The following is a 22,242-nucleotide window of genomic DNA, read 5'->3' as shown; positions in this document are numbered from 1 at the left end:
CTTGCGCGCACAAAATCAAACGAGAGGAGCAACATCAAAAACAGGTTAGCCGAGCTAGATCGGCAGCACCTTCGGACGAACGCGATGCACCCATTCAGACACGATCAGACGTGTGATGCAAACCGCCGTAAACAGCGAGGTGATAACGCCGATCGATAGTGTCACGGCAAAGCCGCGCACCGGACCGCCGCCAAGCTCGAACATGATGCCGGCGGAAATCAGATGGGTGATGCTGGTATCCCACAGCGTCATCATCACTCGGCTAAACCCGGCCTCGGCCGCCGCCACGGGCGTTTTCCCGTTGCGCACTTCCTCGCGCATGCGTTCATACATGAGCACGTTGGCATCCACCGCGACCCCGATGGTCAGCACGATCCCGGCAATGCCCGGCAACGTCAACGTCGCGCCAAGCACGGACAAGGCCCCAAGCAGCAGCACGATGTTGAATACCAGCGCGATGTTGGCGACCATGCCGAACCAGCCGTAATAGACCACCATGAAAACGATGACGGCAACGGTGCCGATGATGGTGGCAAGCTTGCCTGCCGCCACCGAATCCGCCCCGAGATCCGGGCCGATGGTGCGTTGTTCAAGAATTTTCAATGGCGCGGGCAAGGCGCCTGCACGCAACAGCACCGCAAGCTTGTTGGCGCTTTCCACCGTGAAATTGCCGCTGATCTGACCCGAGCCGCCAAGAATCGGCTCATTGATGCGCGGCGCGCTGATCACCTTGTTATCAAGAACGATGGCGAACGGCCGCCCGACATTGCTGCGGGTTGCTTCGGCAAAACGCTTGCCGCCCGCCGAATCAAAGCGGAAGCTGACCACCGGCTGACCATCATGGAAGGACGGCTGCGCATCCACCAGCGAATCGCCGCTGACCAAGACGCGCTTGCGCACCAGATATTTGGTTTGCTCGCCCTGCTCCGGCGTCATGGCATCCAGGATTTCCGACCCCACCGGCACCCGGCCGCGGAGGGCTTCGTCGACGCTCGCGGTCAGATCGACCATGCGGAACGACATCTGCGCGGTGGTGTTGATGGTCGACACCAGCTCCGACACATCCTGCACGCCCGGCACCTGCACCAGAATGCGGTCCGCACCCTGTTTCTGGATCGAGGTTTCCTTGGTGCCGAGTTCGTCAACGCGGCGGCGCACGATTTCAATGGACTGATCGACGGCCGAGCGTTTGCGCGATTCGATGGCCGCGTCGGTCATGCTGACCTGGATGCCGCGATCGCCTTCGGACTTGATTTCAAGATCCGGGCCGCCAGCACCAAGACCGCTGACCGTCTGGCTGATCAGCCCCTTCAGGGCTGTCATGGCGCGGTCGCGGTCGGCCGGGTTCACCAGATCGAAGCGCACCGACGTGCCATCCACGCGCATGCGGCTGTAGTCGATGCGCGTGGCATCCTTCGGACGGAGTGCGGTGCGCACATCGTCCGTAATGGCTTCAAGCCGGTCTTTGATAACCGCGTTGGTATCGACCTCGAACAGGAGATGCGCGCCGCCCTGAAGGTCGAGCCCGAGGCTCAGCTGTTTCGACGGCAGCCAGGACGGGAACTTTTCAACCGTTTCGCGGCTGAAAAAATTCGGCGCCAACGTGGCCAGACCGGCGAGACAGATGGCAATGATCACGGCCACTTGCCAGCGGGAATAGGCGAGCATCTGAAACCCCCAGAGATATTATACCGGAACGCGAACAGCCGCGTGGAGGCAATCCCCCCGCGCGGCTTTAGCCCTTTTACTTCTTGTCGTTGGCGGCGTCGGCCTTGACCGGCTGCCCCTTACCGCGCACGTCGACAATGGTCGACTTCACGACACGCACCTTGACGTCATTGCCGAGATCGACTTCAAGCTCGTCGCTGTCATCGATGACTTTGGTCACTTTACCGATGAACCCGCCGCCGGTGACAACGGTGTCGCCGCGCTTGACGTCCCCGATCATCGCCCGATGTTCCTTGAGGCGCTTTTGCTGCGGACGGATCAGCAGGAAATAGAACACGACAGCGATCAGCACGAAAGGCAGAAGCGTCATAAGCATATTGGGCTCAGGCGGCGTGCCGGCGGCTTGCGCAAAGGCGGATGTGAACATCAGGCTAACCTCAGAATGGGTCCGGAATGGATCTTGTTTCCATCCCGAACATATGAAAATCGTTTGCGGACTATAACGGCCTCGCGAGCGTTTGCAAACGGCCGCGGGATCAGGCAATAGATTTAAGTGTTATGCTCGTTATTACAAGCCCATGGGAGAGGATACATGCCCCCCGAGACCGATTTTTCTACCCTGTCCGCCTCCCTGACCCGCATTGCCGACGCGTTGGAGCGTCTCGCCCCCCCGCCACCGGCCGCGCCAGACCTCGGACGCGCTGATGCCTATAGCTGGCAAACCACGCCCGACGCCCTCCAGCCGGTGCCCGCCGTGGCCCGGGTCGATCTCCTGCTGTTGCAAGGCATTGACCATGTGCGCGACCTGCTGATTGAGAACACCCGCCGCTTCGCCGACAGCCTCCCGGCCAACAATGCGCTGCTCTGGGGCGCGCGCGGCATGGGCAAAAGCTCGCTGGTCAAAGCCGCCCACGCCAGCATCAACGCAACGCGTCGCGACCAGGACCGGGTATTGCTGATCGAAATCCACCGCGAGGACATCCAAAGCCTGCCGAGGCTTCTGAAAGTTCTCGCCGCCAGCGGCCGTCAAAGCCTGATTTTCTGCGACGATCTCTCGTTCGATGGCGACGACACCAGCTATAAGTCCCTGAAAGCCGTGCTCGACGGCGGTATCGAAGGCCGCCCGGCCAATGTCGTCTTCTACGCCACATCAAACCGCCGCCACCTGATGCCCCGGCAGATGATCGAAAACGAACGCTCATCGGCCATCAACCCGGCCGAAGCGGTCGAGGAAAAAGTCTCCCTGTCCGACCGATTCGGCCTGTGGCTCGGCTTCCACGGCTGTTCGCAGGAACAGTATCTCGCCATGATCCACGGCTATGTGACCCACTACGGCCTCAAAACCGACAGGGAAACCCTCGACCGCGACGCCCTCGAATGGTCCACCACCCGAGGCGCCCGCTCCGGCCGCGTCGCCTGGCAGTTCATTATGGATCTGGCGGGAAGGCTGGGACAGCAACTCGGAGGCTGACCCATGGATGCCCGGGTCAAGCCCGGGCATGACCAAATCTATGTTCTGTCATTGCCGGGCTTGACCCGGCAATCCACCCTTCACGTCACCCCGGCAGGGCGTAACTGACCGTTGCATGGGCAATAAGCCGGTCTTCCTGCCCCTGCCAGATGCGTATTTCCGCATTGGCCAGCCTCCGCCCCAGCTTCAAGAGATACGCGTCGGCCGTGATGTCTTCCAACGTGCAGGCGCGCAGAAAATTCATGTTGAGATTAGAGGTCACCGCCATGGCGACCTTGCCGATATGCGCGACAATGATCACATAGGCGGCCACGTCCGCCAGTCCCATGAGATACGGGCCTGATACGATATCCCCCTTCCGCAGCATATGGGGCTGTGGGGTAAGCCGCATTCTGGCATGCCCTGGCACGACCGAGACAATGTCCCCAAGATCCAGACGCACCTCCGGATCGAATATGCCGTCAATGAACTGTTCGAGTTCGTCCCCCGTGAGCTTCAAAGTCCGCTCATTGGGTATAGCCCCGTCCGTCATGCCCTCTCCCGCTTCTGGTTATCTTCGCCCAAACAGTTTCTCGATATCCGTCCGCTTCAGTTCCACATAGGTCGGGCGGCCATGATTGCATTGGCCGGAATGCGGGGTGGCTTCCATCTCCCGCAGCAGCGCGTTCATTTCTTCGATATTGAGCCGCCGCCCGGCGCGGACGCTGCCGTGGCAGGCCATGGTGCCGCAGACTTCGCTCATGCGTTCCTTCAGCGACAGCGCCGCCTCGTTTTCATAAAGATCATCCACGAGATCGCGCACAAGCCCCGCCACATCGACCCGGCCAAGAAGCGCCGGAGTTTCGCGCACAAGAATGGCCCCCTCACCAAAGGCCTCAAGCACCAGCCCCATTTCGGCAAGCTCCCCGGCCCGGGCCGCGATCATGGCCACCGCCGCCGGGTCAAGCTCCACAACTTCCGGCAGCAACAGGGTTTGCCGCGCGACGCCCGAGGCCGCCATCTGGGTTTTCATGCGCTCATAGACCAGCCGCTCATGCGCCGCATGCTGATCGACCAGCACCAGACCATCCGCCGTCTCGGCCAGAATATAGGTGCAGTGCAGCTGCGCCCGCGCCTCGCCCAGCGGATAATCCGGGGCCTCCGCCACATCAGGCTGTGCGGGCGAATATTCGGGCGTGAAGGGCGCCTGAAACGCCGCCGCCTCGCGCAGTTGATAACTGGGCGGCGTCACATAGCTCGGGCCAGAATACCCCGGCCGGGCGAACCCAAGATGACGTTGCAGATCCGGCTGCACCGACGGCTGCACCGCCCCAAGCACCCCGGCAGCAACCGTGGTCGAGGCCCGATGCCCGGCTTCGGCCAGCGCATGACGGATGGCACTGACGATCAGCCCGCGCACCAGCCCGGAATCCTGAAACCGCACTTCGGCCTTGGCCGGATGCACGTTCACATCGACAATCTCCGGCGGCACATCGAGAAACAGCGCCAGTTGCGGATGGCGGTCGCGGGCGAGGAAATCGGCATAGGCCCCGCGCACCGCGCCGACGAACAGCTTGTCCCTCACCGGGCGGCCATTGACGAACAGATACTGATGTTGAGCGCTGCCGCGATTATAAGTCGGCAATCCGGCAAAGCCAGTGAGACAGAGCCCCTGCCGTTCGGCCTGAATAGCCACGGCATTTTCAATGAATTCACCGCCAAGCAGCGCCTCAAGCCGCCGCGCCAGCCCGCCTTCTCCGGGAGCCGCCGCTGCGCGCAACACCGTGCGGCCATCGTCGATCAGAGTGAAAGCCACCTCCGGATGAGCCATGGCCAGCCGCCGCATATGGTCGGCGATATGCCCGGCCTCAGTCCGATTATTCTTCAGGAACTTGAGCCGCGCTGGCGTCGCGTAAAACAGATCCCGCACCTCGATCCGCGTGCCTGCGCCGAGGGCCGCTGGGCGCACATCGGATTTGCGACCGCCGTCGACCGTCACCTGCGCCGCGTTCTCCGCGCCCCGGGCCCGGCTCGTGATGCTGAGGCGGCTGACCGCGCCGATGGAAGGCAAAGCTTCCCCCCGAAATCCAAGGGTCAGAATGCGCGTCAGATCGTCATCATCGGTGAGTTTCGAGGTGGCGTGGCGTTCGACCGCGAGCTTGAGTTCATCGGCCGTCATGCCGATGCCGTCATCGGTGACGCTGATCAGCTCCCGCCCGCCACCGGCGATTTCGACGGTGATATGGGTCGCCTTGGCATCGACGGCGTTTTCGACCAGTTCCTTGACCGCACTCGCTGGCCGCTCCACCACCTCGCCCGCGGCGATGCGGTTGATGGTGCGTTCGGACAGCAGATGAATGGTCATGGCCAGATTCCGGCTTATTTCACGGTCGAGCTGATACCCGTGGGGCGACCCACCACAAGCCAGGAAATCGCCTCGGCATCCAGCAGCCGCTTGGCCGAAGCGTTGGTCTGCTCAAGGGTCACCGCCTCGATATAGCCGTTGCGCTTTTCCACATAATCGGTGGCGAAGCCCTCAAGACGGATCGCCAGCAACTGCGCGGCGATGTTCGGGCTGGTATCGAAGGCGAGCGGATAGGACCCGGTCAGATATTTCTTGGCCCCGTCCAGCTCCGCCGCCGTGATACCGCTATCATGCATCTTGGCCGTTTCGCGGCGGATGATGTCGATCGAGTCCTTGGCGCTGTCATTGCGCGTGCCAACGGACCCAAGCAACAGGCCGCTGTGATCCTGCGGCGAAAGCCCGGTGCGCACGCTATAGGCCAGGCCGCGTTTTTCGCGCACTTCATCCATCAGACGCGAGGCGAAACCGCCGCCGCCCAACACATAATTCATCACCGAAGCCGGGAACCATTCCGGATCATCGCGTTTGATCCCGGGCAGGCCAAAAACGATGTTCGATTGCGGAATCGGGCGGTCGATCACCAGAATTCCTGCTGGCGGCACCGCCACCATATCAGGCACCGGAATGAGGTTCGGCTTTTCCGGCAAGGGTGCAAACGCCCCCGCCACCAGCTTGCTCACCTCGGCTGCATCGATATCGCCGACCACCACGATGATCAGATTGCCGCGCGCGAATTTGGCATCGGCGAAGGCCGCAAGATCCGCGCGCGTGATCGCCGGGATGGTCTGCAGCCTGCCGCCCACCGGGCGACCGTAAGCATGACCGGGATAGGCCCGCGCCGCCCATTCGCGGCTGGCGACCGTCGCCGGACGCTGTTCGCTTTCATTGATTGCGGCGATCAGCTGATCGCGCACACGATCGATGTCTGCGGCATCGAACCGCGGCGCATTGATGCTGAGCCCGAGCAGACGAAAGGCTTCCTCACGGTTCTCCGTCAGGGTTTTCATGCTGCCGGCGAAATCATCCTGACCGACGCTGAACGACAGCGAGATCGACAGATCCGACAGCCGCTTCTGGAACGCCTGCGAGTCAAGATCGCCCGCCCCTTCGTCCAGCATGCCGCTGACAAAGGTGGCAAGCCCGACCTTGCCGTCCGGGTCCTGGGCCGCGCCCGCGCCCTTGAAGGCGAGGTCCACGGCGATGATCGGCAGGCTGTGATTTTCCACCAACCAGACCTGACCGACGCCCTGAACCGGCACCACCTGAATATCCATGGCCCGCGCCGGAGCGACAAAGGCCAGAACGGTCAAAACGACCCCTGCCGCCAGATGTTTCACGGTAACGTTCATTGCTTCACTCCCGCCATCGTGTTCGCGACCACCGGCACAGGCGGCAGCAACAGGCCGGTCACCGACCGCTGATCCTGCAGAATGCTGCGCGCCGCCGCTTGCACGGCTTCGGGTGTCACCGCATTGATGCGGTCGGTCCAGCTCTGGATCTGATCGATAGTGAGGCCGGTGGTCAGACCCTGGCCGAACACCCGAGCGAGCGTCGTGATGCTGTCCCGGGAATAAACTTCAGCGGCGATCATGCGGCTTTTGGCGCGCGCCACTTCATCGGCGGTGACTCCATGGGTCAAAAGCTCGCGAATGACGGAGTCGACTTCCGTTTCAACTTTCTGCAAGCGATCCCGGTCCGTCGCCGCACTGCCCGGCACCGGCGCGGCATAAACGCCGAACGACCCGAGATCATAAGCCGAAGCATCGTTCCAGGCCGCCGCCTCGGTCGCCAGTTTCTTGTCGACCACCAAACGCCGGTACAACCGGCTGGTGGAGCCGCCACCGAGGATTTCACCGAGCACATCCAGTGCCTCCGCCTCGCCCGGCGTCCCGCCAACGCGGTAGCTTGGGGCCAGATACAGGCGCTGCATCAGTGGCTGACGCACCCGTTCATCCACCAGGATCACCCGGCGGGCAGCAACCGGCGTCGGCTCGCCCGGACGGACACGCGGCCCGACCTCAGGACCGCGCACCTTGCCATAGGTCTTTTCCGCAAGCTTCAGAACCGCGTCCCCGGTCACATCTCCGGCCACCACCAGAATGGCGTTCGACGGGGTGTAATGCGCTTTGTAGAAATCGATCACCGATTTGTAATCGAGCGCTTCCATCTCGTCTTTCCAGCCGATCACCGGAATATGATAGGGATGGGCCAGGAACAGCGACGCCATCATCTGCTCGTTCAGCAGGCTGGCCGGGTTGTTCTCGGTGCGCATGCGGCGCTCTTCGATGATGACCTGACGCTCCGACGCGATGTCCTCGGGCTTGAGTTTAAGCCCGGTCATGCGGTCAGCTTCAAGGCTCATCATCAGGGGCAGCCGGTCCACCGCCACATCCTGATAGTAAGCCGTCATGTCATAGCTGGTGAAGGCGTTATGCTGGCCGCCGTTCTCGGACACGATCTTGGAAAATTCGCCGTCTTTCAGCTTGCCGGTGCGCTTGAACATCAGATGTTCAAGAAAATGCGCGAGCCCCGAGCGTCCACCCGGCTCATCGGCGCTGCCGACCTTGTACCAGACCATATGTGTGACGATGGGGGCGCGATGATCGGGGATCACCACGATCTGCATGCCGTTTTTAAGCTGGTAGGACTGAACCGGGATTTTGGCCGCCATCTCGCTGGCGTTGGCCGGGGCGAACGGCATCATGGCCCCTGCCGACAGCCCGATCGAAAGCGTCACAGCCAAAGCCAGATTTTTAACGGCTTTATTCTTGGCGAATCGCACCTGTCAGCCCCTTTTCACAATGGCGGCCGAAAACGGAGTTTTCCGTTTCGACCGCAAATCCGTGCCGGGTGTCCCCGCAACGGTCAAGATCAAGGCAGAACGTGCGCGCTTACTTTTTGGGCGCGTCGCCCGTAACGCCTTCCGAAAAATTACCTTTTTCCGGCAAGGGCGCACTGCCCACCTTACCGGCAGGAAGCGCCGGCATGGCTGTCGCGCCGCCCTTCGGAGGGAAGATCGCCCGATAGGCGAGATCGCGCGGGTTGCGTTCTTTCAGCCCCATTTCGCTTTCAGACGGGGGCCGCAGACCGTAGTCCGGCGGCACCACCAAAGGCGCTTTGGACACGATTTCATATTCATCCGGCGGGCGCTTGGAAAAGCCGAGCGCATTGCCAAGGCTGCTGCAGCCGCCAAGGCTGAGGGCCAGAGCCACACTGCCGAAAATGATCGTCAGGCTGCCCCACTGGGGCATATTCGCTGTCTTTTTCACGGAACTCTCTCGAAACACGCGCTCACCCTTCAGCAGAGCCATTCTGCCGCCCGGACAAGATAGCATCCATCAGCAGGAGCGCAACCCCGATACTGATGGCTGCGTCCGCAATATTAAACACATAGAAACTGTAACCGGCGGCATGAAGCTGAATGAAATCCGCCACCGCCCCAAGCCGCACCCGGTCAATGATATTGCCGATCGCGCCGCCAAGCACCAGCGCAAGCGCCGCTGCCACCAGACAACGCTCGGCCCGCTTGAGCCAAACCGCCACCACGCCACAGATCGCCAGGGTAAAGCCGACCAGCAGCCAACGCCCAAGATCGCCGTCAGCGGCCAGAAGGCCAAAGCTCACACCGCGGTTCCACACCATGACAAGATTGAAGAACGGCAGAACCTCGACAATGCCCTTGGCCGGCAGCTGGAAGATATCCAGCACCCACCATTTGGACAGCTGGTCAGCCAGGACAATCAGCCCAGCCGCCAGCAACCCCTTGGCAAAGAAAGATGGCGTAGCGGGGGCGCTGGTCACGCAACCTCTGCCACGGCATCATTGCAACGATGGCAGAGATTCGGGTCCGACAGGGTCCCGACTTCCGGCAGAACCTGCCAGCAACGGCCGCATTTCTCGCCATGGGCCAGCTCGGTCACCACCGCGACCCCGGCCACATCCTCAAGCCGGAAGGCCCCCGCAGGCGCCTCGCCAACCAGAATCCGAGCCTGCGAGGTGATCACGGTTTCGGCAAGATCAACGCCATCGAAGGCCGCAGCGAGGCCAGCATCGGCCACATAGACCGTCACCTGGCCCTGCAAAGACGACCCGATGCGCTTTTCCTGACGATCGATTTCAAGCGCCCCCGTCACCACCCGGCGAATATCGCGGACCTTGGCCCATTTGGCGGCCAAAGCCTCATTGCGCCATTCTTTCGGCAGCTCCGGGAAGGCATGGAGATGAATGCTGTCCGTCGACTCCGGATAGCGTGCCAGCCAGGCGTCCTCGGCGGTGAAGCAGAGAATCGGGGCCAGCCACGCCGTCAGGCAGCGGAACAGTTCATCCAGCACCGTGCGCGCGGCGCGGCGGCGAACACTGTCCGGCGCATCGCAATAGAGGCTGTCCTTGCGGATGTCGAAATAGATCGACGACAGCTCGACCACGCAGAAATTATAAAGCGCGCCATAAATGCGGGTGAAATTGAAATCCTCCACCGACTGCCGGATCAGCACATCGAGTTCCGACAGGCGATGCAGCACCCAACGCTCAAGCTCCGGCATCTCGGCCAGCGGTAGCCGCTCGGCCTCATTGAACCCCGACAGGTTGCCAAGCACATAGCGCAGCGTGTTGCGCAGCTTGCGGTAGGCCTCGGTCAGACCCTTCAGAATTTCCGACCCGATGCGCACATCTTCGGAATAATCGAAGGACACCACCCAAAGCCGCAGGATATCCGCGCCAAATTCATCGACGATGGCTTGCGGCGCGGTGACATTGCCCTTGGATTTCGACATCTTGCGGCGTTCGTCATCCAGCACGAAACCATGGGTCAGCACTGCCTTATAGGGCGCGGTGCCCCGGGTGCCGCAGGCTTCGATCAGCGACGACTGGAACCAGCCGCGATGCTGATCTGAGCCTTCAAGATACAAAGACGCAGGCCAGGTGAGATCCTTCCGGGCCTCCAAAACAAAACTATGGGTCGAACCGCTGTCGAACCAGACATCGAGAATGTCCGTCGATGGCTCCCAGTCCTCGGGATTGTATTCGTTGGTGAGGAACCGGCGCGGATCGCCGTCAAACCAGGCGTCGGCCCCAACAGCTTCAATGGCCTCGGCGATACGAGCATTGACGGCCTCGTCCTGCAACAGCTCGCCGGTGGTCTTGTTCGAAAACACCGTGATCGGCACGCCCCAGGCGCGCTGCCGCGAGATCACCCAGTCAGGCTTGCTTTCGACCATGGCACGGATACGGTTCTGACCGGCGGCCGGAACCCAGCGCACCTGATCGATGGCGCTCAAGGCTTTGTCCTTGATGCCCGTGGTCGACATGCTGATGAACCATTGCGGCGTGTTGCGATAGATCAACGGCGCCTTGGACCGCCAGCTATGCGGATAGCTATGGGTCAACTTGCCGCGCGCGACCAAAGCCCCCGCCGCCTCAAGCGCCTCGCAAACCGGCTTGTCGGCCTTGAACACATGCACACCGGCAAACAGCGGCACATGGGGGAAATAGGTGCCATCGCCCTGCACCGTCTGCGGGATTTCAAGCCCGTGCTCGACGCCGACGATATAATCCTCCAGACCATGCCCGGGCGCAGTATGAACAAAGCCCGTGCCCTGATCCGTGGTCACATGATCGCCAGGCAGCAGCGGCACATCAAAGTCATAGCCCTGACCATGGAACGGATGATGGGCAATGGTGCCAGCAAGCTCGCTGCCCTTCAGATGGGCGACAATTTCAAACGCCTCAATCCCGGCGCGGCTCTTCACCTGATCCAGCAGCGCTTCCCCGAGCACCAGTTTCCGGTCGCCCGCAGTCACCACCACATAGTCCATGTCCGGCCCATAGGCGATGGCGCGGTTGCCGGGGATGGTCCAGGGCGTGGTGGTCCAGATCACCACCCGCGCGCCCTCAAGCGCCGGAACGCTCGCCTTCACCACCGGAAAGCCCACATCGATCATGGTCGAGGTGTGATCATGATATTCAACTTCGGCCTCGGCCAGCGCGGTTTTCTCAACCACCGACCACATGACCGGCTTCGAGCCACGATAAAGCGAGCCGTTCATGGCGAATTTCAGCAATTCGCGCACGATCTGCGCCTCGGCCGGGAAGGCCATGGTGGTATAGGGGTTGCTCCAGTCGCCATCGACACCAAGCCGCTTGAATTCCTCGCGCTGGATATCGATCCATTTAGCGGCGAATTCACGGCATTCGCGGCGGAATTCCAGAACCGGCACATCGTCCTTGTTCAGACCGGCGGCGCGGTATTTTTCCTCGATCTTCCATTCGATCGGCAGGCCGTGGCAGTCCCAGCCCGGCACATAGGGTGCGTCTTTGCCCATCATGGCCTGCGAGCGGACGACCACATCCTTCAGGATCTTGTTGAGCGCATGACCGATATGAATATTGCCGTTCGCATAGGGCGGACCATCATGCAGCACGAACTTTTCCCGCCCCTGAGCTTCCGCGCGCTGGCGATCATAAAGCTTCATCTCCTGCCAGCGCTTGAGGAATTCCGGCTCGCGCTGCGGCAGGCTCGCCTTCATCGGGAAGTCGGTCGCCGGCAGAAATACGGTGCTGCGATAATCTTTGGTCATGGGTAAGGGCCCTTAAACGCCGCTCGTGTCATTACTTTACGTCTGAATGCTGGCCGTCCTTGTAACAAGCGAACGCAAGGTCTGTCGAGAGTTTTGGCCCCCGCCCTAGCCGAGCCTTGGCAGCCGATAACGCCCCCGTGCCAGCGCCGGGTCCGCCAAAAGCTCCCGCGCCCTGACGCTGTCCTTGGCAATCTGTGCCTTCAGCTCATCGAGACCAGCGAATTTCTGCTCTGGCCGAATGAAGTCCACGATCTCGACGCTGACCACCTGCCCATAAAGATCACCTGTGAAATCAAAGAGATGGACCTCAAGTGTCACATCCGCCTTATCAAAGGTCGGCCGCCGCCCGATATTGGCCACGCCCTCAACCACATTCCCCGTCGGCAGCACGACGCGCACGGCATAGACCCCGAAAGCGGGCAGCAGATAATCGTCCATGGACAGATTAAGCGTCGGAAACCCAATGGTGCGGCCGCGTTTGTCACCCTCAAGCACATGGCCATCAATGAACCACCAATGACCGAGCGCTTCCGTCGCCGCCCGCACCTGACCATCCTGAAGCGCCCGGCGAATGACCGATGACGAATAGACCACCGGCGCGGTCGAGCCATCCTCCTCGGTGATGGGGGCCACGATGGTCACCCCGAAATGCTCCATGCCGCCCATCTGGCGCAGCACATCGACCCCGCCGCCCCGGCCCTTGCCGAAGCGGTAATCATAGCCGACCACAGCATGTTTGATGCCAAGTCCCCCGATCAGCACCTCGATCACGAAATCCTGCGCCAGCATCCCGGATAGCGCCGGATCAAACGGCAGCACAAGCATATTGTCGACGCCAAAGGTCTCAAGGCAATGCGTCTTGGCCCGCAGGGGGGTCAAGCGAAACGGCGGATCGCCCGGCCGAAAGAAGGCGCGCGGATGCGGTTCGGTCGTGAACACCCACAAGGGCGCATGCAGCAGCTCCGCCTCGGCGGCGGCGGTGCGGATGACCGCCTGATGACCGCGATGGAAGCCATCAAAATTCCCAAGCGCGACGACACCGCCCCGGAGTTGCGGCGGAATATCTTCGTAATGCCTGAAAATCTGCATCATTCACGTCCCGGTATGTCTTAATCAGGCTGGACGGCGCTCGACCATCACCATGGCTTCGCCGTCGATCACGACCTGATCGCCAACCACACAGCTGGTCGCAAGCGTCACCCGCCGCTTGATCTCATCAATGGCAGTGATGATGGCCGTGGCCACCACATGGTCGCCGATCCGGACCGGCGCCTTGAACTTCAGATTCTGGCTGAGATAGATGGTGCCCGGCCCCGGCAGACGGGTGCCAAGAATGGCGGAAATCAGCCCCGCGCTCAGCATGCCATGGGCGATCCGGCTTTTGAACGGCGACGCCGCCGCATAATCCGCGTCAAGATGCACGGGATTGGTATCACCGCTGACCTCGGCATATTTCACGATATCGCCTTCGGTCACCATTTTTTCGAACGAAGCCGTCTGCCCCACATGCAGATCTTCAAGATACAAACTGTTGCCGCTCGCCGCCATGCATCACCCTTGTGACAAAGGAATCCCCAGAATGGACGGCGGACTATACCCGAGCCTTTTGCAAATGAGCAAGCAAGAGCCCCCAAAACTGGCCGCAGAAATAAACATCAGATAGTTATCACATCCATTAACCCTTTTTTTAACGCATCCTCCTATCTTGATCCGAGAGACAGGGTGACCACGCCCGGCCCCTGCCAACGGGTCGCCCTGACATTCACGTAGCACTCTAGGAAATTAGTGGGGAAACTATGGCCGTCGATCTTTCCATGCAGGTTCTCATCGTCGACGATTACAAGACGATGCTGCGGATTGTTCGCAACCTCTTGAAGCAACTTGGCTTTGATAATGTGGACGAAGCCACGGATGGTGCAAGCGCGCTCGCGAAGATGCGCAGCAAGCAATATGGTCTCGTCATTTCCGACTGGAATATGGAGCCCATGACCGGCTACGAGCTTCTGAAGGAAGTGCGCGCGGATGAGCAGCTCAAGACCACGCCCTTCATCATGGTCACCGCCGAGTCAAAAACCGACAACGTGATCGCCGCCAAGAAGGCAGGCGTCAACAATTACATCGTCAAACCGTTCAATGCCGAAACGCTGAAAACGAAATTGAAGGCGGTCCTCGGAGAATTCTAATGATGAACAGCGCCCTGACCAAACAAATCGAGGCGCTTGTTGACTCGCTCAGGCGTCGGGAACAGGCATCCATCTCTCTGACCGAGGTGGCTGCCGTCACCGAGGTTCTCATGAAGACCATGCATCTTTATTTCCGGGGGCTCGACGTCCGGATCTATGAAGAAGTGCAGAGTCTGAGCGACTATATTACGAACGCGCGTAAGGAAATCGCAGCACTTCAGCCCGAAAATCTCGAAGGCTCGCGCATCCCCCGCGCGGGCAAGGAACTTGATGCCATCGTCAAGCAGACCGAGCATGCGACCAATAGCATCATGGAAGCGGCCGAGGAAATCATGTCGGCCGACAGCAGCGACAGCGACGCCTATCAGGCCGTCGTGTCCGACGCCTGCATGCGCATTTTCGAAGCCTGCTCGTTCCAGGACATCACCGGCCAGCGCATCAGCAAGGTCGTCGATACTCTGCAGCATATCGAAAAGCGAGCTCAGGAACTGAAACAGATCCTCGGCGTCGACAATGACCGCGACAGCGAACCCGCCCCGGAAATCAGCGAAGACAAAGCCCTGCTGGCCGGTCCGGCCCTCGAAGGCGAGGGCATCGACCAATCCGAAGTCGACGCCCTTTTAAGCAGCCCGGCCAAGCCCGAGCCCGCCAAAGCCCCGGCAGTAAAACCGGCCCCAAAGCCAGCCGTCAAGGCCCCCGCCGCCAAACTCTCCGGCAAAACCACCCACCCAAGCGTCGCCGCCCCAACGGCCGAAGTCCAATCCTACGACCTCCCAAGCGCCCCCGACGGCCGCACCACACAGGCCGACATCGACGCCCTGTTCAACTAATCCCCGGCCAACCAAAGGACCTGGATCGCCACGCCGCTCACGCGGCTCGCGATGACGGCCTGGCTGGAAAACCCCCGTCATTGCGAGGCGCAGCCGAAGCAATCCAGACCGGCCGCCCCGGAGACTGAATTGCCGCGCTGCTCGCGATGACGGCTTTATGGATTGCGGCCTACCAGGCCAAATGATCCATGACCCAATCCGGCAGGAAACCCCGATCCTGGCCAAGGGCAGTCAGGCGGTCGTGGTCGCCGCCGTGCTCGTCGCGGTGGATGCCTGAGGAAATAAGCAACGACGGCAGCCCGGCCCGCTTTGCGCCGCGAATATCGGTATCGAATGCGTCGCCGATGGCCAGCACCCGGGACGCCGGGATGACCCGCCCGGCGCAGCCCGCGATCACCCGCAAGGTATGCGCATAGGCGCTTTCATGAGGTTTGCCGCAATAGATCGAGCTGCCACCAATCTGATCATAGAGCACCGCGATGGCTCCGGCGCAGGGGATGAGGTCATCGCCCATATGCACGATCAGATCGGGATTGGCGCAGATAAGCGGCAGCCCGCGCGCCGCCGCCCGTTCGAGCAGCGGCAGATAATCCGCCGCCGTCTCATGATATTCATCGACCAGCCCCGTGCACATGAGAACATCCGCGTCTCCCACACCCGTCGTCAACGTCACAGGCAGGGCGTCGAACAGTGGCAAGTCACGGTCCGGGCCGATATGATAACAGCGCTTGTCGGCGAAGCGCTCAAGCACTACGGCCCGCGCCATATCGCCCGCCGTCACCAGGGCATCGAAATGCTGTCCGGCCTGCACGCCGAATCCCTGCAGCTGGCCAAAGATCGGCGGCGCCGGTCGCGGTGAATTCGACAGCAGCACCACCGGCTTATCGAGGGCGCGCAGACGGCCAAGGGCATCGAGCGCGTCGGCATGCGCCTGCTGCCCGTTATGGATGACGCCCCAGACATCGCACAACACCGCATCAAACTGATCGACGATAGCGGCAATACCCTGAAGATGCAGGGCTTTCGGAGGCTGAGGCAGGCGGGTCATAGCGCGGGGATACTCAGAGTAGAGGCAGAAAAAGGATCACATATCGCGCAGCGCGGTCTTCAGATCCATGGGCTCGTCGCGGGGGTCATCGTCACGGCTCGGGCGCGGCTCCCCGAACAGATAGCCTTGGCCATATTCGACGCCGAAATCAAGCACCTCGATGACTTCCGCTTCATCCTCGATCTTTTCAACGATCAGATCAATCTGATGACGCGCCAGACTGGTGCGCAAATCCTCGGCAGCGATCCCACTCCGGCCCGACATCAGAAGATCGGCCGAAACCTTGACGAAGCTGAAGTGACGCGCCGCCAGTCCCGCCGCATCGAAATTGATATCGGTCACATGATCCATGGAGAAATGGAACCCGCGCCGCCCAAGCGACGCCAGACTGCGCTCCACCTCGCGCGAATGCCGCCGCACATCGGCCTGCGAAAATTCGAACACCAGCCGGTCGGCCAGCTCAAGATTATTGATCATGAAATCGATGAACTGCGGGAAGAAATCCTGATCTTCCAGCGATCCCGACGCAATATTGCAGAAAAACCGCACATTGGGCCGCCGCGGCCCGAGACGGCGGATAACCTGAATGCAGCGGAACAGCAGAATATTGTCGAGCGTGCCGATCAGCCCGCTTTCCTCGGCCAGCGGCAGATAATCATTGGGGAAAATGATCGCGCCCGAGCCGTCCCGCACGCGCGAAAACGCTTCATAAAAGGCCACCTTGCGCGACGGCAGGCGAACGATGGGCTGCAAATACAGATCGACCCGATTTTCCTCAAGCGCGCTGTGAATGACGGTCAGAAGCTCGCTCTGCGATCCCGGCAGGGTTTTACCGTCGCGCTGCGGACGCTCGTCGGCAAAAGACGCCGTCCCGGTGCTCTCTCGTGCCGCGACCTGTGCAAGCAAGGTTTGCAGCACCCGTAACTCGCTCACAAGCTCGGAATCCGGCTGACGAGCACCGCCGCCGTCTTGAAGCTGCCCGAGGTCCGCGCGCAAATCCTTAATCGCTCCGAGGGCCGACTGATAATCCTCATAAAGGGCCATCATGCGATGATCGGCATCGCGGCGTTCACGCCGACGCAGGATCAGGGCATGAACCTGCAGGAAAAACAGCGCCACTACTGCCGCAATCATCACCGCAAGCAGCAGATCCAGCCCGAGAATACGCCGCGCCACCACCCCGACAAAGGCCGCGACCAAGATATAAGACAATGTCCATAGCGCCTGGCTTACACCCTGCATTCTTGTTGTCGCGCCCCCGTTACTCTCGGCTACAGAAAAACCCGTGTTACTTTATGTCCGTCGTGCGGACGATGCAACCAAACCGTTAAGATATACGGCAGCCGCAATTCATCAGGGGTTCATGAGCCCGACGCTAGTCTGGAGGTCTAGGGATGTCACAATTTCGTGACGCCAGGAACAGTCCTGATCTAATTGTTTTTATGAGCTAAACCTATACCATCCCCTCCGGACGATGACGGTGGGCAACCGCAGACGAAAGCGCGATAGTGGGGCAAGTCAGGGACCAGATCAGACGCCTGAAAATGGCCGCGAGCATTGGCGCGGTGGCGGCTGTTCTCTGTCTGATTGCCATACCCGCCCCGCTCTCCGCCCAAAGCCGGGTCGAACCGAACAAAAACCCGCGCGGCTATAACGATACCTGCATTACGCTCACCAACGTGCGGCGGTCGGAAATCGTCGACGACCGGACGATTTTATTCCACCTGCGTAACGGTCATGTCAAACGGGTGACGTTGGCCTTCCCCTGCCCGTCGCTCAAATTCTATGGCAGCTTCGGCTATGAAGCCTATTCGAACCGGCTCTGCGCGCGCGTCGACACCATCGTCTCCCGCGCCGGAACCCATTGCCCCATCGGCGACATCTCCGACCAGCCGCCGCCACCGGACATGATGATGATCCTGCCTAATATCCAACCGTGAAACGCTGGCGGAGATGTGCCGGATGCTCAAGCTCATCAATCATCGCCACCGCGTAATCCTGTACGGAAATCCGGCTTTCGCCCTTGTCATCCACGAGTAACCGGTCGCCCCCGAGACGAAACTTTCCCGTCCGCTCCCCCTTTTCAAGCTTGGCCGACGGGGCGAGAAAGGACCAGTCCAGCTCCGGATGCCTGCGCAGGTCTTCAAGCGCCTCGGACGTCGCCCGCGCCCCCGGCTCGACCCACTCCGGAAAGCCCGGCGTATCGATCAGCGCCACACCGGGCGACACCTCAAGCCCTCCGGCGCCGCCGACCCACAGAACGCGCCGGACCCCGGCTTTTTTGATCGCGGCCAGGATCGACGCCGTGCCGCGTACCTGGTCCTCATACATTTCAGGCCTCGGGCTACCGGGCGTCCAGCCGGGATTGAAGGCGCTGATCACGGCATCATGACTGGCCATGATCGCCGCCAGCGTCTCACTGTCATAGATATCCCCGCGCAGGGTGGTGAGGCCCTGCTGATGCGCAAGCTTGTCCGGGTGACGCACCACCGCCGTCACGTCATGTCCCCGGTTCAAGGCTTCTGACAGCAAGGCCGATCCGACAAACCCACTGGCGCCCAACAAAACGATTTTCATGACGAGCTCCTGCTGCGGTTGCTGTCTTGACGATCAGGTCATCAAATTGGCTCACTCGCACTGTTGAGCACGGAGACATCCGCGCCGCTCAGAGACAGCCTGGTCGCGCGGATGAGGCTTTCAAGCTGGGCGAGCGTGGTCGCGCTCGCAATCGGCGCCGTGACGCCCTTACGCCCGATCAGCCAGGCCAGAGCAATTTCGGCCGGGGTGGCGTCATGAATTTTCGCCACATCATCCAGCGCATCGAGAATTCTCATCCCGCGCGCATCGAGATATTTGGCCACCGCGCCGCCACGCGCGCTTTTGCCAAGATCATCCATCGAGCGGTATTTGCCTGACAGGAACCCCGACGCCAGGCTGTAATAGGTGATGACTCCGATCTCCTCCTCAAGACAGAGATCCCGGAACTTGTTTTCAAAACCGCTGCGGTCATAAAGATTATATTCGGGCTGGAAGACATCATAACGCGGCAATCCGGTCGCGGCCGACACCGCAAGTGCCGCGTGCAACTGGTCGGCGTTATGGTTCGAGGCGCCGATGGCACGCACCTTGCCGTCCTGGATCAGTCTCTCATAGACGCGCAGGGTTTCCTCAGGCGGGGTCTCCGGGTCGTAATAATGGCTGAAATAGACATCGATATAATCCGTCTGCAACCGCCGCAGCGACTCCTCCACCGAAGCCGTCACATAGTTCGCTGAAAGCCCGCGTTTTTTCGGCGAGACCTGAGCCCCGACCTTGGTGATGATGGTCATGCGGCTGCGGCGGGAGGGATCGGCCCGCAGCCAGTTGCCAAGGATGGTCTCCGATTCGCCGCCCACATTGCCCGGGACCCAGGCCGAATAGACATCCGCCGTGTCGACTGCGCCAAATCCCGCATCCAGAAACCGGTCCAGAAGCGCAAAAGACATGTCCTGATCCACAGTCCAGCCGAAGACATTGCCGCCGAACACCAGGGGCGCAATATCAATCCCGGTTTTGCCAAGGGGACGCTTCGCCGGGCTGACCACTCCCTGTTCCGTCGTCATGCAGGTGTCTCCTTCTGAGGGGCAAGACAGGATCGCTCCGACGTTAACAGGCTGACTAATCGTTTTTTTGGCGTTCTTCATTATCGATATAGGCGATCCAGGACTGGGCAAGGTCGGCGCTCGCCTTATATTTGGCGGCCTCCGCAAAGGAGCGCCGCGCCGCCTCCAGACGGCCGAGATCGAATTCGGCCATGCCCTTCAGCACCAACAATTCATCGGGACGCTGAACGCCACCAATCGACATCGCCGTCTGTGCGGAGAGGACGACATTTTCCTTGTCGCCGATCTGATTATAGAGCCGCGCCAGCCGCAAATAAAGCTCGGCACTTTTCGACAGCTCCGCCGCCCGCAACAACAAAGGGATAGCCTTCTCGAACTCGCGCGCATTGACATAGGCGGTGGAGAGCAATTCTATGCTTTGGCGATTATGCGGGATGATCCCGCTTTGCAGGCCGTCCTCAAGCAGATGAGCGGCTTTATTCGGCACCCCATAATAAAGATAAAGCTGGGCGAGCGCCATCAGCTCCGGCTCGCTGGTGAGCCAGCCGTTCTGCTTGACGGCTTCAAGAACAGCAATCTGGCGGGCGCTTTGATTAAGCTCGCCATAAAGGCTCGCGAGCACCATGAAATAGGTTTTGCTCGGCCAGCGCCGCGTGAGAATCCCGAGGGTTTCAAGCGCCTGTGTTCTGTCCCCGGCCTCGAACTGCAATTGGCCGAGCAGGCGGTAATCCGCCTCCCCCAGCAATCGGCCCGAAAGCGACGCCTGCCGCGCAGCACGCTCAAGCGCGTCACGTGCCGCCTTGTCATTGCCAAGACGCTTGTTGATCTGCCCCCGCAAGGCAAGGGCATCGATCGATAAAGGCTCGGCTTTCTCAAGCAAATCCAGTTCTTTCTCCGCCTCGGCATATTGGCCGCCTGCTACATGGATCTGAGCCATGGCATGCAGCACCGTCCCGGCAAAGCGCGGATCGCCATTGGGCAGTTTGAGAATTTCCCGGTAGGCCGCGAGCGCTTTCACCCGGTTCCCCTCGGCCAGACAAGCCTCGGCATAAGCGCTCCACAAGGCCGTGCGATCCGCCGCGGTGAGATTACGCCAGCCCTGGGCCTCATCAAGGAGAGCATAGGCGCGGGTGTAATTTTTCGCCGCCACCTGTGCCGTCGCCTCGGCGATGCGGTCCAGCACCTTGCTGTTCACCCCCTCGGCCATGCGCATGGCAGCAGCGGCGGCCACGGACGGCGGCAGCGCCGTTCCGACAGCCATAAGGCCGATCACCACAACTGCCCGGCGCAAAGCATTCCCGAGATGGGGTCTCCGTTCCACGCCGCCGTTACTCCCGCCTGTTGGATTTGGTGATTTCAAAAGTGAATTTATAGCGCACGCCAGACACCGGCACCGGCACCCCGTTCATGACCTTGGGCTTATAGCGAAACTGCCGCGCCGCCGCGAGCGCCGCCTGATCAAACACCGTGCCCGGGGCGGAATCAATGACCCGCGCCCCTTCGGTCGCCCCTGACGGCGTCACCGTCAGCTCCACCAGCACATAACCCGTGATGCCCTTGTCCAATGCACGGCGCGGATAATTCGGCCGCACGCGCACGATCGGCAGGTAATCGCCCTCGACCGCCTGATTGAGGGCACCGGCATCGGGGCCGGACGCTTTAAGCGGACGGTCCCCGCCGCCCAGATCCGCCGTGCCCAGATGGGCAGGCTTGGCCGTCTTGATGCGCGGAACCGAGATGGTTTCGGGCGGTGCGTCGGCTTCGCTCGGGCGCGGCGGCAGGCGGCTTTGCGACAGCCGCTGCTCATGCGCCGCACGGACATCGGCCTCAAGTTTATAGATCGCCACTTTTTCGATAATGGCCCGTTCACCGGTGGCGACGATCAGATACATCATCAGAAAAATAATGGCGGCCACCACCACGCCCACCACCAGCGCCAGACCATATCTTGAAAACGCCGGGGGAATCCGCATGGCTCAGCGATCCAGTCCAAGGCGGTCTTCAAGCAACGTCACCGCCTGCGCGGCGCGGCGGGTCAGATAAAACCCGGCCAGCACACCCGACAGCGCCACCACCATGCCGGCCATGGCAGGAATGGCGGCCCGCGCCAGATCCCCCGCAAGCGTCGATACATTTCCGGCCCCAACCAGCGCGATGCGATCAAACAGCGCAATCAGCGCGAACATCGTGCCCAAAAGCCCGACCATCGGACAAAGCAAGGTCAGGGTCTTCACCACCGTCATGCCGCGTGTGAGATTGAGCCCGACCTGAGACAATAGGGCGGCGCGGATCTTGCGTGCATACCAGGATTTCCGCTCCTTACGCCCGCGCCACAGATCGAGAGCGCGGCGGATATCGCGCTGACTGCCCGCGCCGTAATACATCAGGCGCTCGGCAATCACCGCCCACAACAGGCAGGTGATGGCAAACAGCCAGAAAAATATCATCCCGCCGCGGCTCATGAACTGGCCGATGCCGGTCAAGCCGCCAATCAGGGACAGGGGGAGATCATGCATATCCG

The 22,242-nt window shown here is 61.1% G+C and carries 22 protein-coding genes; 4 read left to right on the top strand and 18 right to left on the bottom strand.

Translation table 11 applies throughout. From position 1 onward, the window contains the following. Window positions 1-54: 54 nt before the first annotated feature. Both secD and yajC read right to left on the bottom strand, forming a co-directional pair. On the bottom strand, window positions 55-1,668 hold the full coding sequence (gene secD, locus NYP16_RS08265) for a protein translocase subunit SecD (RefSeq protein WP_274943657.1): 1,614 nt from the start codon (window positions 1,666-1,668) through the stop codon (window positions 55-57). Window positions 1,669-1,744: 76 nt separating this feature from the next. Continuing rightward, on the bottom strand, window positions 1,745-2,098 hold the full coding sequence (gene yajC / locus NYP16_RS08260) for a preprotein translocase subunit YajC (RefSeq protein WP_346742510.1): 354 nt from the start codon (window positions 2,096-2,098) through the stop codon (window positions 1,745-1,747). Between the two features lie 162 nt (window positions 2,099-2,260). Between yajC and NYP16_RS08255 the strand changes: the two genes are divergently transcribed. Then, a complete protein-coding gene (locus NYP16_RS08255) occupies window positions 2,261-3,139 on the top strand; it encodes an ATP-binding protein (protein WP_274943655.1) in 879 nt (292 codons plus the stop codon). A gap of 85 nt (window positions 3,140-3,224) precedes the next feature. Here NYP16_RS08255 and NYP16_RS08250 read toward each other — a convergent pair whose 3' ends face one another. The 9 genes from NYP16_RS08250 to NYP16_RS08210 all read right to left on the bottom strand — a co-directional run bounded on the left by NYP16_RS08250 (window position 3,225) and on the right by NYP16_RS08210 (window position 13,606). Continuing rightward, window positions 3,225-3,671 (bottom strand): PaaI family thioesterase, encoded by a 447-nt coding sequence (locus NYP16_RS08250; RefSeq protein ID WP_274943654.1) that lies wholly within the window; start codon window positions 3,669-3,671, stop codon window positions 3,225-3,227. Window positions 3,672-3,689: 18 nt separating this feature from the next. Then, complete coding sequence (gene mutL / locus NYP16_RS08245) at window positions 3,690-5,483, bottom strand: DNA mismatch repair endonuclease MutL (protein ID WP_274943653.1); 1,794 nt, start codon at window positions 5,481-5,483, stop codon at window positions 3,690-3,692. A 14-nt stretch (window positions 5,484-5,497) separates the two neighbouring features. Then, window positions 5,498-6,832: a M16 family metallopeptidase gene (locus NYP16_RS08240; RefSeq protein WP_274943652.1), complete on the bottom strand. Its 1,335-nt coding sequence runs from the start codon at window positions 6,830-6,832 to the stop codon at window positions 5,498-5,500. Next, window positions 6,829-8,265: a M16 family metallopeptidase gene (locus NYP16_RS08235; protein WP_274943651.1), complete on the bottom strand. Its 1,437-nt coding sequence runs from the start codon at window positions 8,263-8,265 to the stop codon at window positions 6,829-6,831. Before NYP16_RS08235 ends, NYP16_RS08240 begins: the two co-directional genes overlap by 4 nt. Before the next feature lie 109 nt (window positions 8,266-8,374). Continuing rightward, complete coding sequence (locus tag NYP16_RS08230) at window positions 8,375-8,752, bottom strand: DUF3035 domain-containing protein (RefSeq protein ID WP_274943650.1); 378 nt, start codon at window positions 8,750-8,752, stop codon at window positions 8,375-8,377. A gap of 22 nt (window positions 8,753-8,774) precedes the next feature. Continuing rightward, the gene (gene lspA / locus NYP16_RS08225) at window positions 8,775-9,284 is read right to left on the bottom strand and encodes a signal peptidase II (protein WP_274943649.1); all 510 of its coding nucleotides are present in this window, start codon (window positions 9,282-9,284) and stop codon (window positions 8,775-8,777) included. Beyond that, the gene (gene ileS, locus NYP16_RS08220) at window positions 9,281-12,058 is read right to left on the bottom strand and encodes an isoleucine--tRNA ligase (protein WP_274943648.1); all 2,778 of its coding nucleotides are present in this window, start codon (window positions 12,056-12,058) and stop codon (window positions 9,281-9,283) included. Before ileS ends, lspA begins: the two co-directional genes overlap by 4 nt. Before the next feature lie 105 nt (window positions 12,059-12,163). Beyond that, complete coding sequence (locus NYP16_RS08215; protein ID WP_274943647.1) at window positions 12,164-13,147, bottom strand: bifunctional riboflavin kinase/FAD synthetase; 984 nt, start codon at window positions 13,145-13,147, stop codon at window positions 12,164-12,166. 24 nt (window positions 13,148-13,171) lie between these two features. Further along, window positions 13,172-13,606 carry a MaoC family dehydratase gene (locus tag NYP16_RS08210; RefSeq protein WP_274943646.1) on the bottom strand — a complete coding sequence of 145 codons (435 nt, stop codon included), beginning with the start codon at window positions 13,604-13,606 and terminating at the stop codon, window positions 13,172-13,174. A 248-nt stretch (window positions 13,607-13,854) separates the two neighbouring features. On the opposite strand from NYP16_RS08210, the gene NYP16_RS08205 reads away from it, so the two are divergent. After that, complete coding sequence (locus tag NYP16_RS08205; protein ID WP_274943645.1) at window positions 13,855-14,241, top strand: response regulator; 387 nt, start codon at window positions 13,855-13,857, stop codon at window positions 14,239-14,241. Then, window positions 14,241-15,071: a protein phosphatase CheZ gene (locus NYP16_RS08200; RefSeq protein WP_274943644.1), complete on the top strand. Its 831-nt coding sequence runs from the start codon at window positions 14,241-14,243 to the stop codon at window positions 15,069-15,071. Before NYP16_RS08205 ends, NYP16_RS08200 begins: the two co-directional genes overlap by 1 nt. 169 nt (window positions 15,072-15,240) lie before the next feature. Here the strand turns inward: NYP16_RS08200 and NYP16_RS08195 are convergent, their stop codons facing one another. Next, entirely contained in the window at window positions 15,241-16,119 is an 879-nt protein-coding gene (locus NYP16_RS08195; RefSeq protein ID WP_274943643.1) for a TIGR01459 family HAD-type hydrolase, read from the bottom strand. 36 nt (window positions 16,120-16,155) lie between these two features. Beyond that, a complete protein-coding gene (locus tag NYP16_RS08190; RefSeq protein ID WP_274943642.1) occupies window positions 16,156-17,331 on the bottom strand; it encodes an EAL domain-containing protein in 1,176 nt (391 codons plus the stop codon). 332 nt (window positions 17,332-17,663) lie between these two features. Here NYP16_RS08190 and NYP16_RS08185 point away from each other — a divergent pair, with 332 nt between their 5' ends. Then, window positions 17,664-18,059 carry a hypothetical protein gene (locus NYP16_RS08185; RefSeq protein ID WP_274943641.1) on the top strand — a complete coding sequence of 132 codons (396 nt, stop codon included), beginning with the start codon at window positions 17,664-17,666 and terminating at the stop codon, window positions 18,057-18,059. On the opposite strand, the gene NYP16_RS08180 is transcribed toward NYP16_RS08185, so the two are convergent. From NYP16_RS08180 to NYP16_RS08160, 5 genes are read right to left on the bottom strand one after another with little or no spacing between them, the layout of a single operon-like run. Further along, window positions 18,043-18,696 (bottom strand): NAD(P)-dependent oxidoreductase, encoded by a 654-nt coding sequence (locus NYP16_RS08180; protein WP_274943640.1) that lies wholly within the window; start codon window positions 18,694-18,696, stop codon window positions 18,043-18,045. The two genes, NYP16_RS08185 and NYP16_RS08180, sit on opposite strands and share 17 nt — an antisense overlap. Window positions 18,697-18,737: 41 nt before the next feature. Next, complete coding sequence (locus NYP16_RS08175; protein WP_274943639.1) at window positions 18,738-19,721, bottom strand: aldo/keto reductase; 984 nt, start codon at window positions 19,719-19,721, stop codon at window positions 18,738-18,740. Between the two features lie 55 nt (window positions 19,722-19,776). Beyond that, on the bottom strand, window positions 19,777-21,042 hold the full coding sequence (locus tag NYP16_RS08170) for a tetratricopeptide repeat protein (protein ID WP_274943638.1): 1,266 nt from the start codon (window positions 21,040-21,042) through the stop codon (window positions 19,777-19,779). 7 nt (window positions 21,043-21,049) lie between these two features. Next, window positions 21,050-21,694 (bottom strand): energy transducer TonB, encoded by a 645-nt coding sequence (locus tag NYP16_RS08165; RefSeq protein ID WP_274943637.1) that lies wholly within the window; start codon window positions 21,692-21,694, stop codon window positions 21,050-21,052. 3 nt (window positions 21,695-21,697) lie between these two features. Continuing rightward, window positions 21,698-22,237: a MotA/TolQ/ExbB proton channel family protein gene (locus NYP16_RS08160; protein ID WP_274943636.1), complete on the bottom strand. Its 540-nt coding sequence runs from the start codon at window positions 22,235-22,237 to the stop codon at window positions 21,698-21,700. Between the last annotated feature and the right edge of the window lie 5 nt (window positions 22,238-22,242).

It is taken from the genome of Govania unica (assembly GCF_027920805.1).
In the GTDB taxonomy this organism is placed as follows: domain Bacteria; phylum Pseudomonadota; class Alphaproteobacteria; order Sphingomonadales; family Govanellaceae; genus Govanella; species Govanella unica.
The sequence above is the reverse complement of the archived record's forward strand: the minus strand, read 5'-3'. Positions and strand labels throughout refer to the sequence as shown.

What these genes read in the sequence shown, in the direction of transcription:
- NYP16_RS08160 (WP_274943636.1), bottom strand. Translation starts at nt 22,237, where the DNA reads ATGCATGATCTCCCCCTGTCCCTGATTGGCGGCTTGACCGGCATCGGC.
- NYP16_RS08255 (WP_274943655.1), top strand. Translation starts at nt 2,261, where the DNA reads ATGCCCCCCGAGACCGATTTTTCTACCCTGTCCGCCTCCCTGACCCGC.
- NYP16_RS08185 (WP_274943641.1), top strand. Translation starts at nt 17,664, where the DNA reads ATGGCCGCGAGCATTGGCGCGGTGGCGGCTGTTCTCTGTCTGATTGCC.
- NYP16_RS08240 (WP_274943652.1), bottom strand. Translation starts at nt 6,832, where the DNA reads ATGAACGTTACCGTGAAACATCTGGCGGCAGGGGTCGTTTTGACCGTT.
- NYP16_RS08205 (WP_274943645.1), top strand. Translation starts at nt 13,855, where the DNA reads ATGGCCGTCGATCTTTCCATGCAGGTTCTCATCGTCGACGATTACAAG.
- ileS (WP_274943648.1), bottom strand. Translation starts at nt 12,058, where the DNA reads ATGACCAAAGATTATCGCAGCACCGTATTTCTGCCGGCGACCGACTTC.
- NYP16_RS08250 (WP_274943654.1), bottom strand. Translation starts at nt 3,671, where the DNA reads ATGACGGACGGGGCTATACCCAATGAGCGGACTTTGAAGCTCACGGGG.
- NYP16_RS08210 (WP_274943646.1), bottom strand. Translation starts at nt 13,606, where the DNA reads ATGGCGGCGAGCGGCAACAGTTTGTATCTTGAAGATCTGCATGTGGGG.
- NYP16_RS08215 (WP_274943647.1), bottom strand. Translation starts at nt 13,147, where the DNA reads ATGCAGATTTTCAGGCATTACGAAGATATTCCGCCGCAACTCCGGGGC.
- NYP16_RS08180 (WP_274943640.1), bottom strand. Translation starts at nt 18,696, where the DNA reads ATGAAAATCGTTTTGTTGGGCGCCAGTGGGTTTGTCGGATCGGCCTTG.
- NYP16_RS08200 (WP_274943644.1), top strand. Translation starts at nt 14,241, where the DNA reads ATGATGAACAGCGCCCTGACCAAACAAATCGAGGCGCTTGTTGACTCG.
- NYP16_RS08165 (WP_274943637.1), bottom strand. Translation starts at nt 21,694, where the DNA reads ATGCGGATTCCCCCGGCGTTTTCAAGATATGGTCTGGCGCTGGTGGTG.
- secD (WP_274943657.1), bottom strand. Translation starts at nt 1,668, where the DNA reads ATGCTCGCCTATTCCCGCTGGCAAGTGGCCGTGATCATTGCCATCTGT.
- NYP16_RS08175 (WP_274943639.1), bottom strand. Translation starts at nt 19,721, where the DNA reads ATGACGACGGAACAGGGAGTGGTCAGCCCGGCGAAGCGTCCCCTTGGC.
- NYP16_RS08195 (WP_274943643.1), bottom strand. Translation starts at nt 16,119, where the DNA reads ATGACCCGCCTGCCTCAGCCTCCGAAAGCCCTGCATCTTCAGGGTATT.
- mutL (WP_274943653.1), bottom strand. Translation starts at nt 5,483, where the DNA reads ATGACCATTCATCTGCTGTCCGAACGCACCATCAACCGCATCGCCGCG.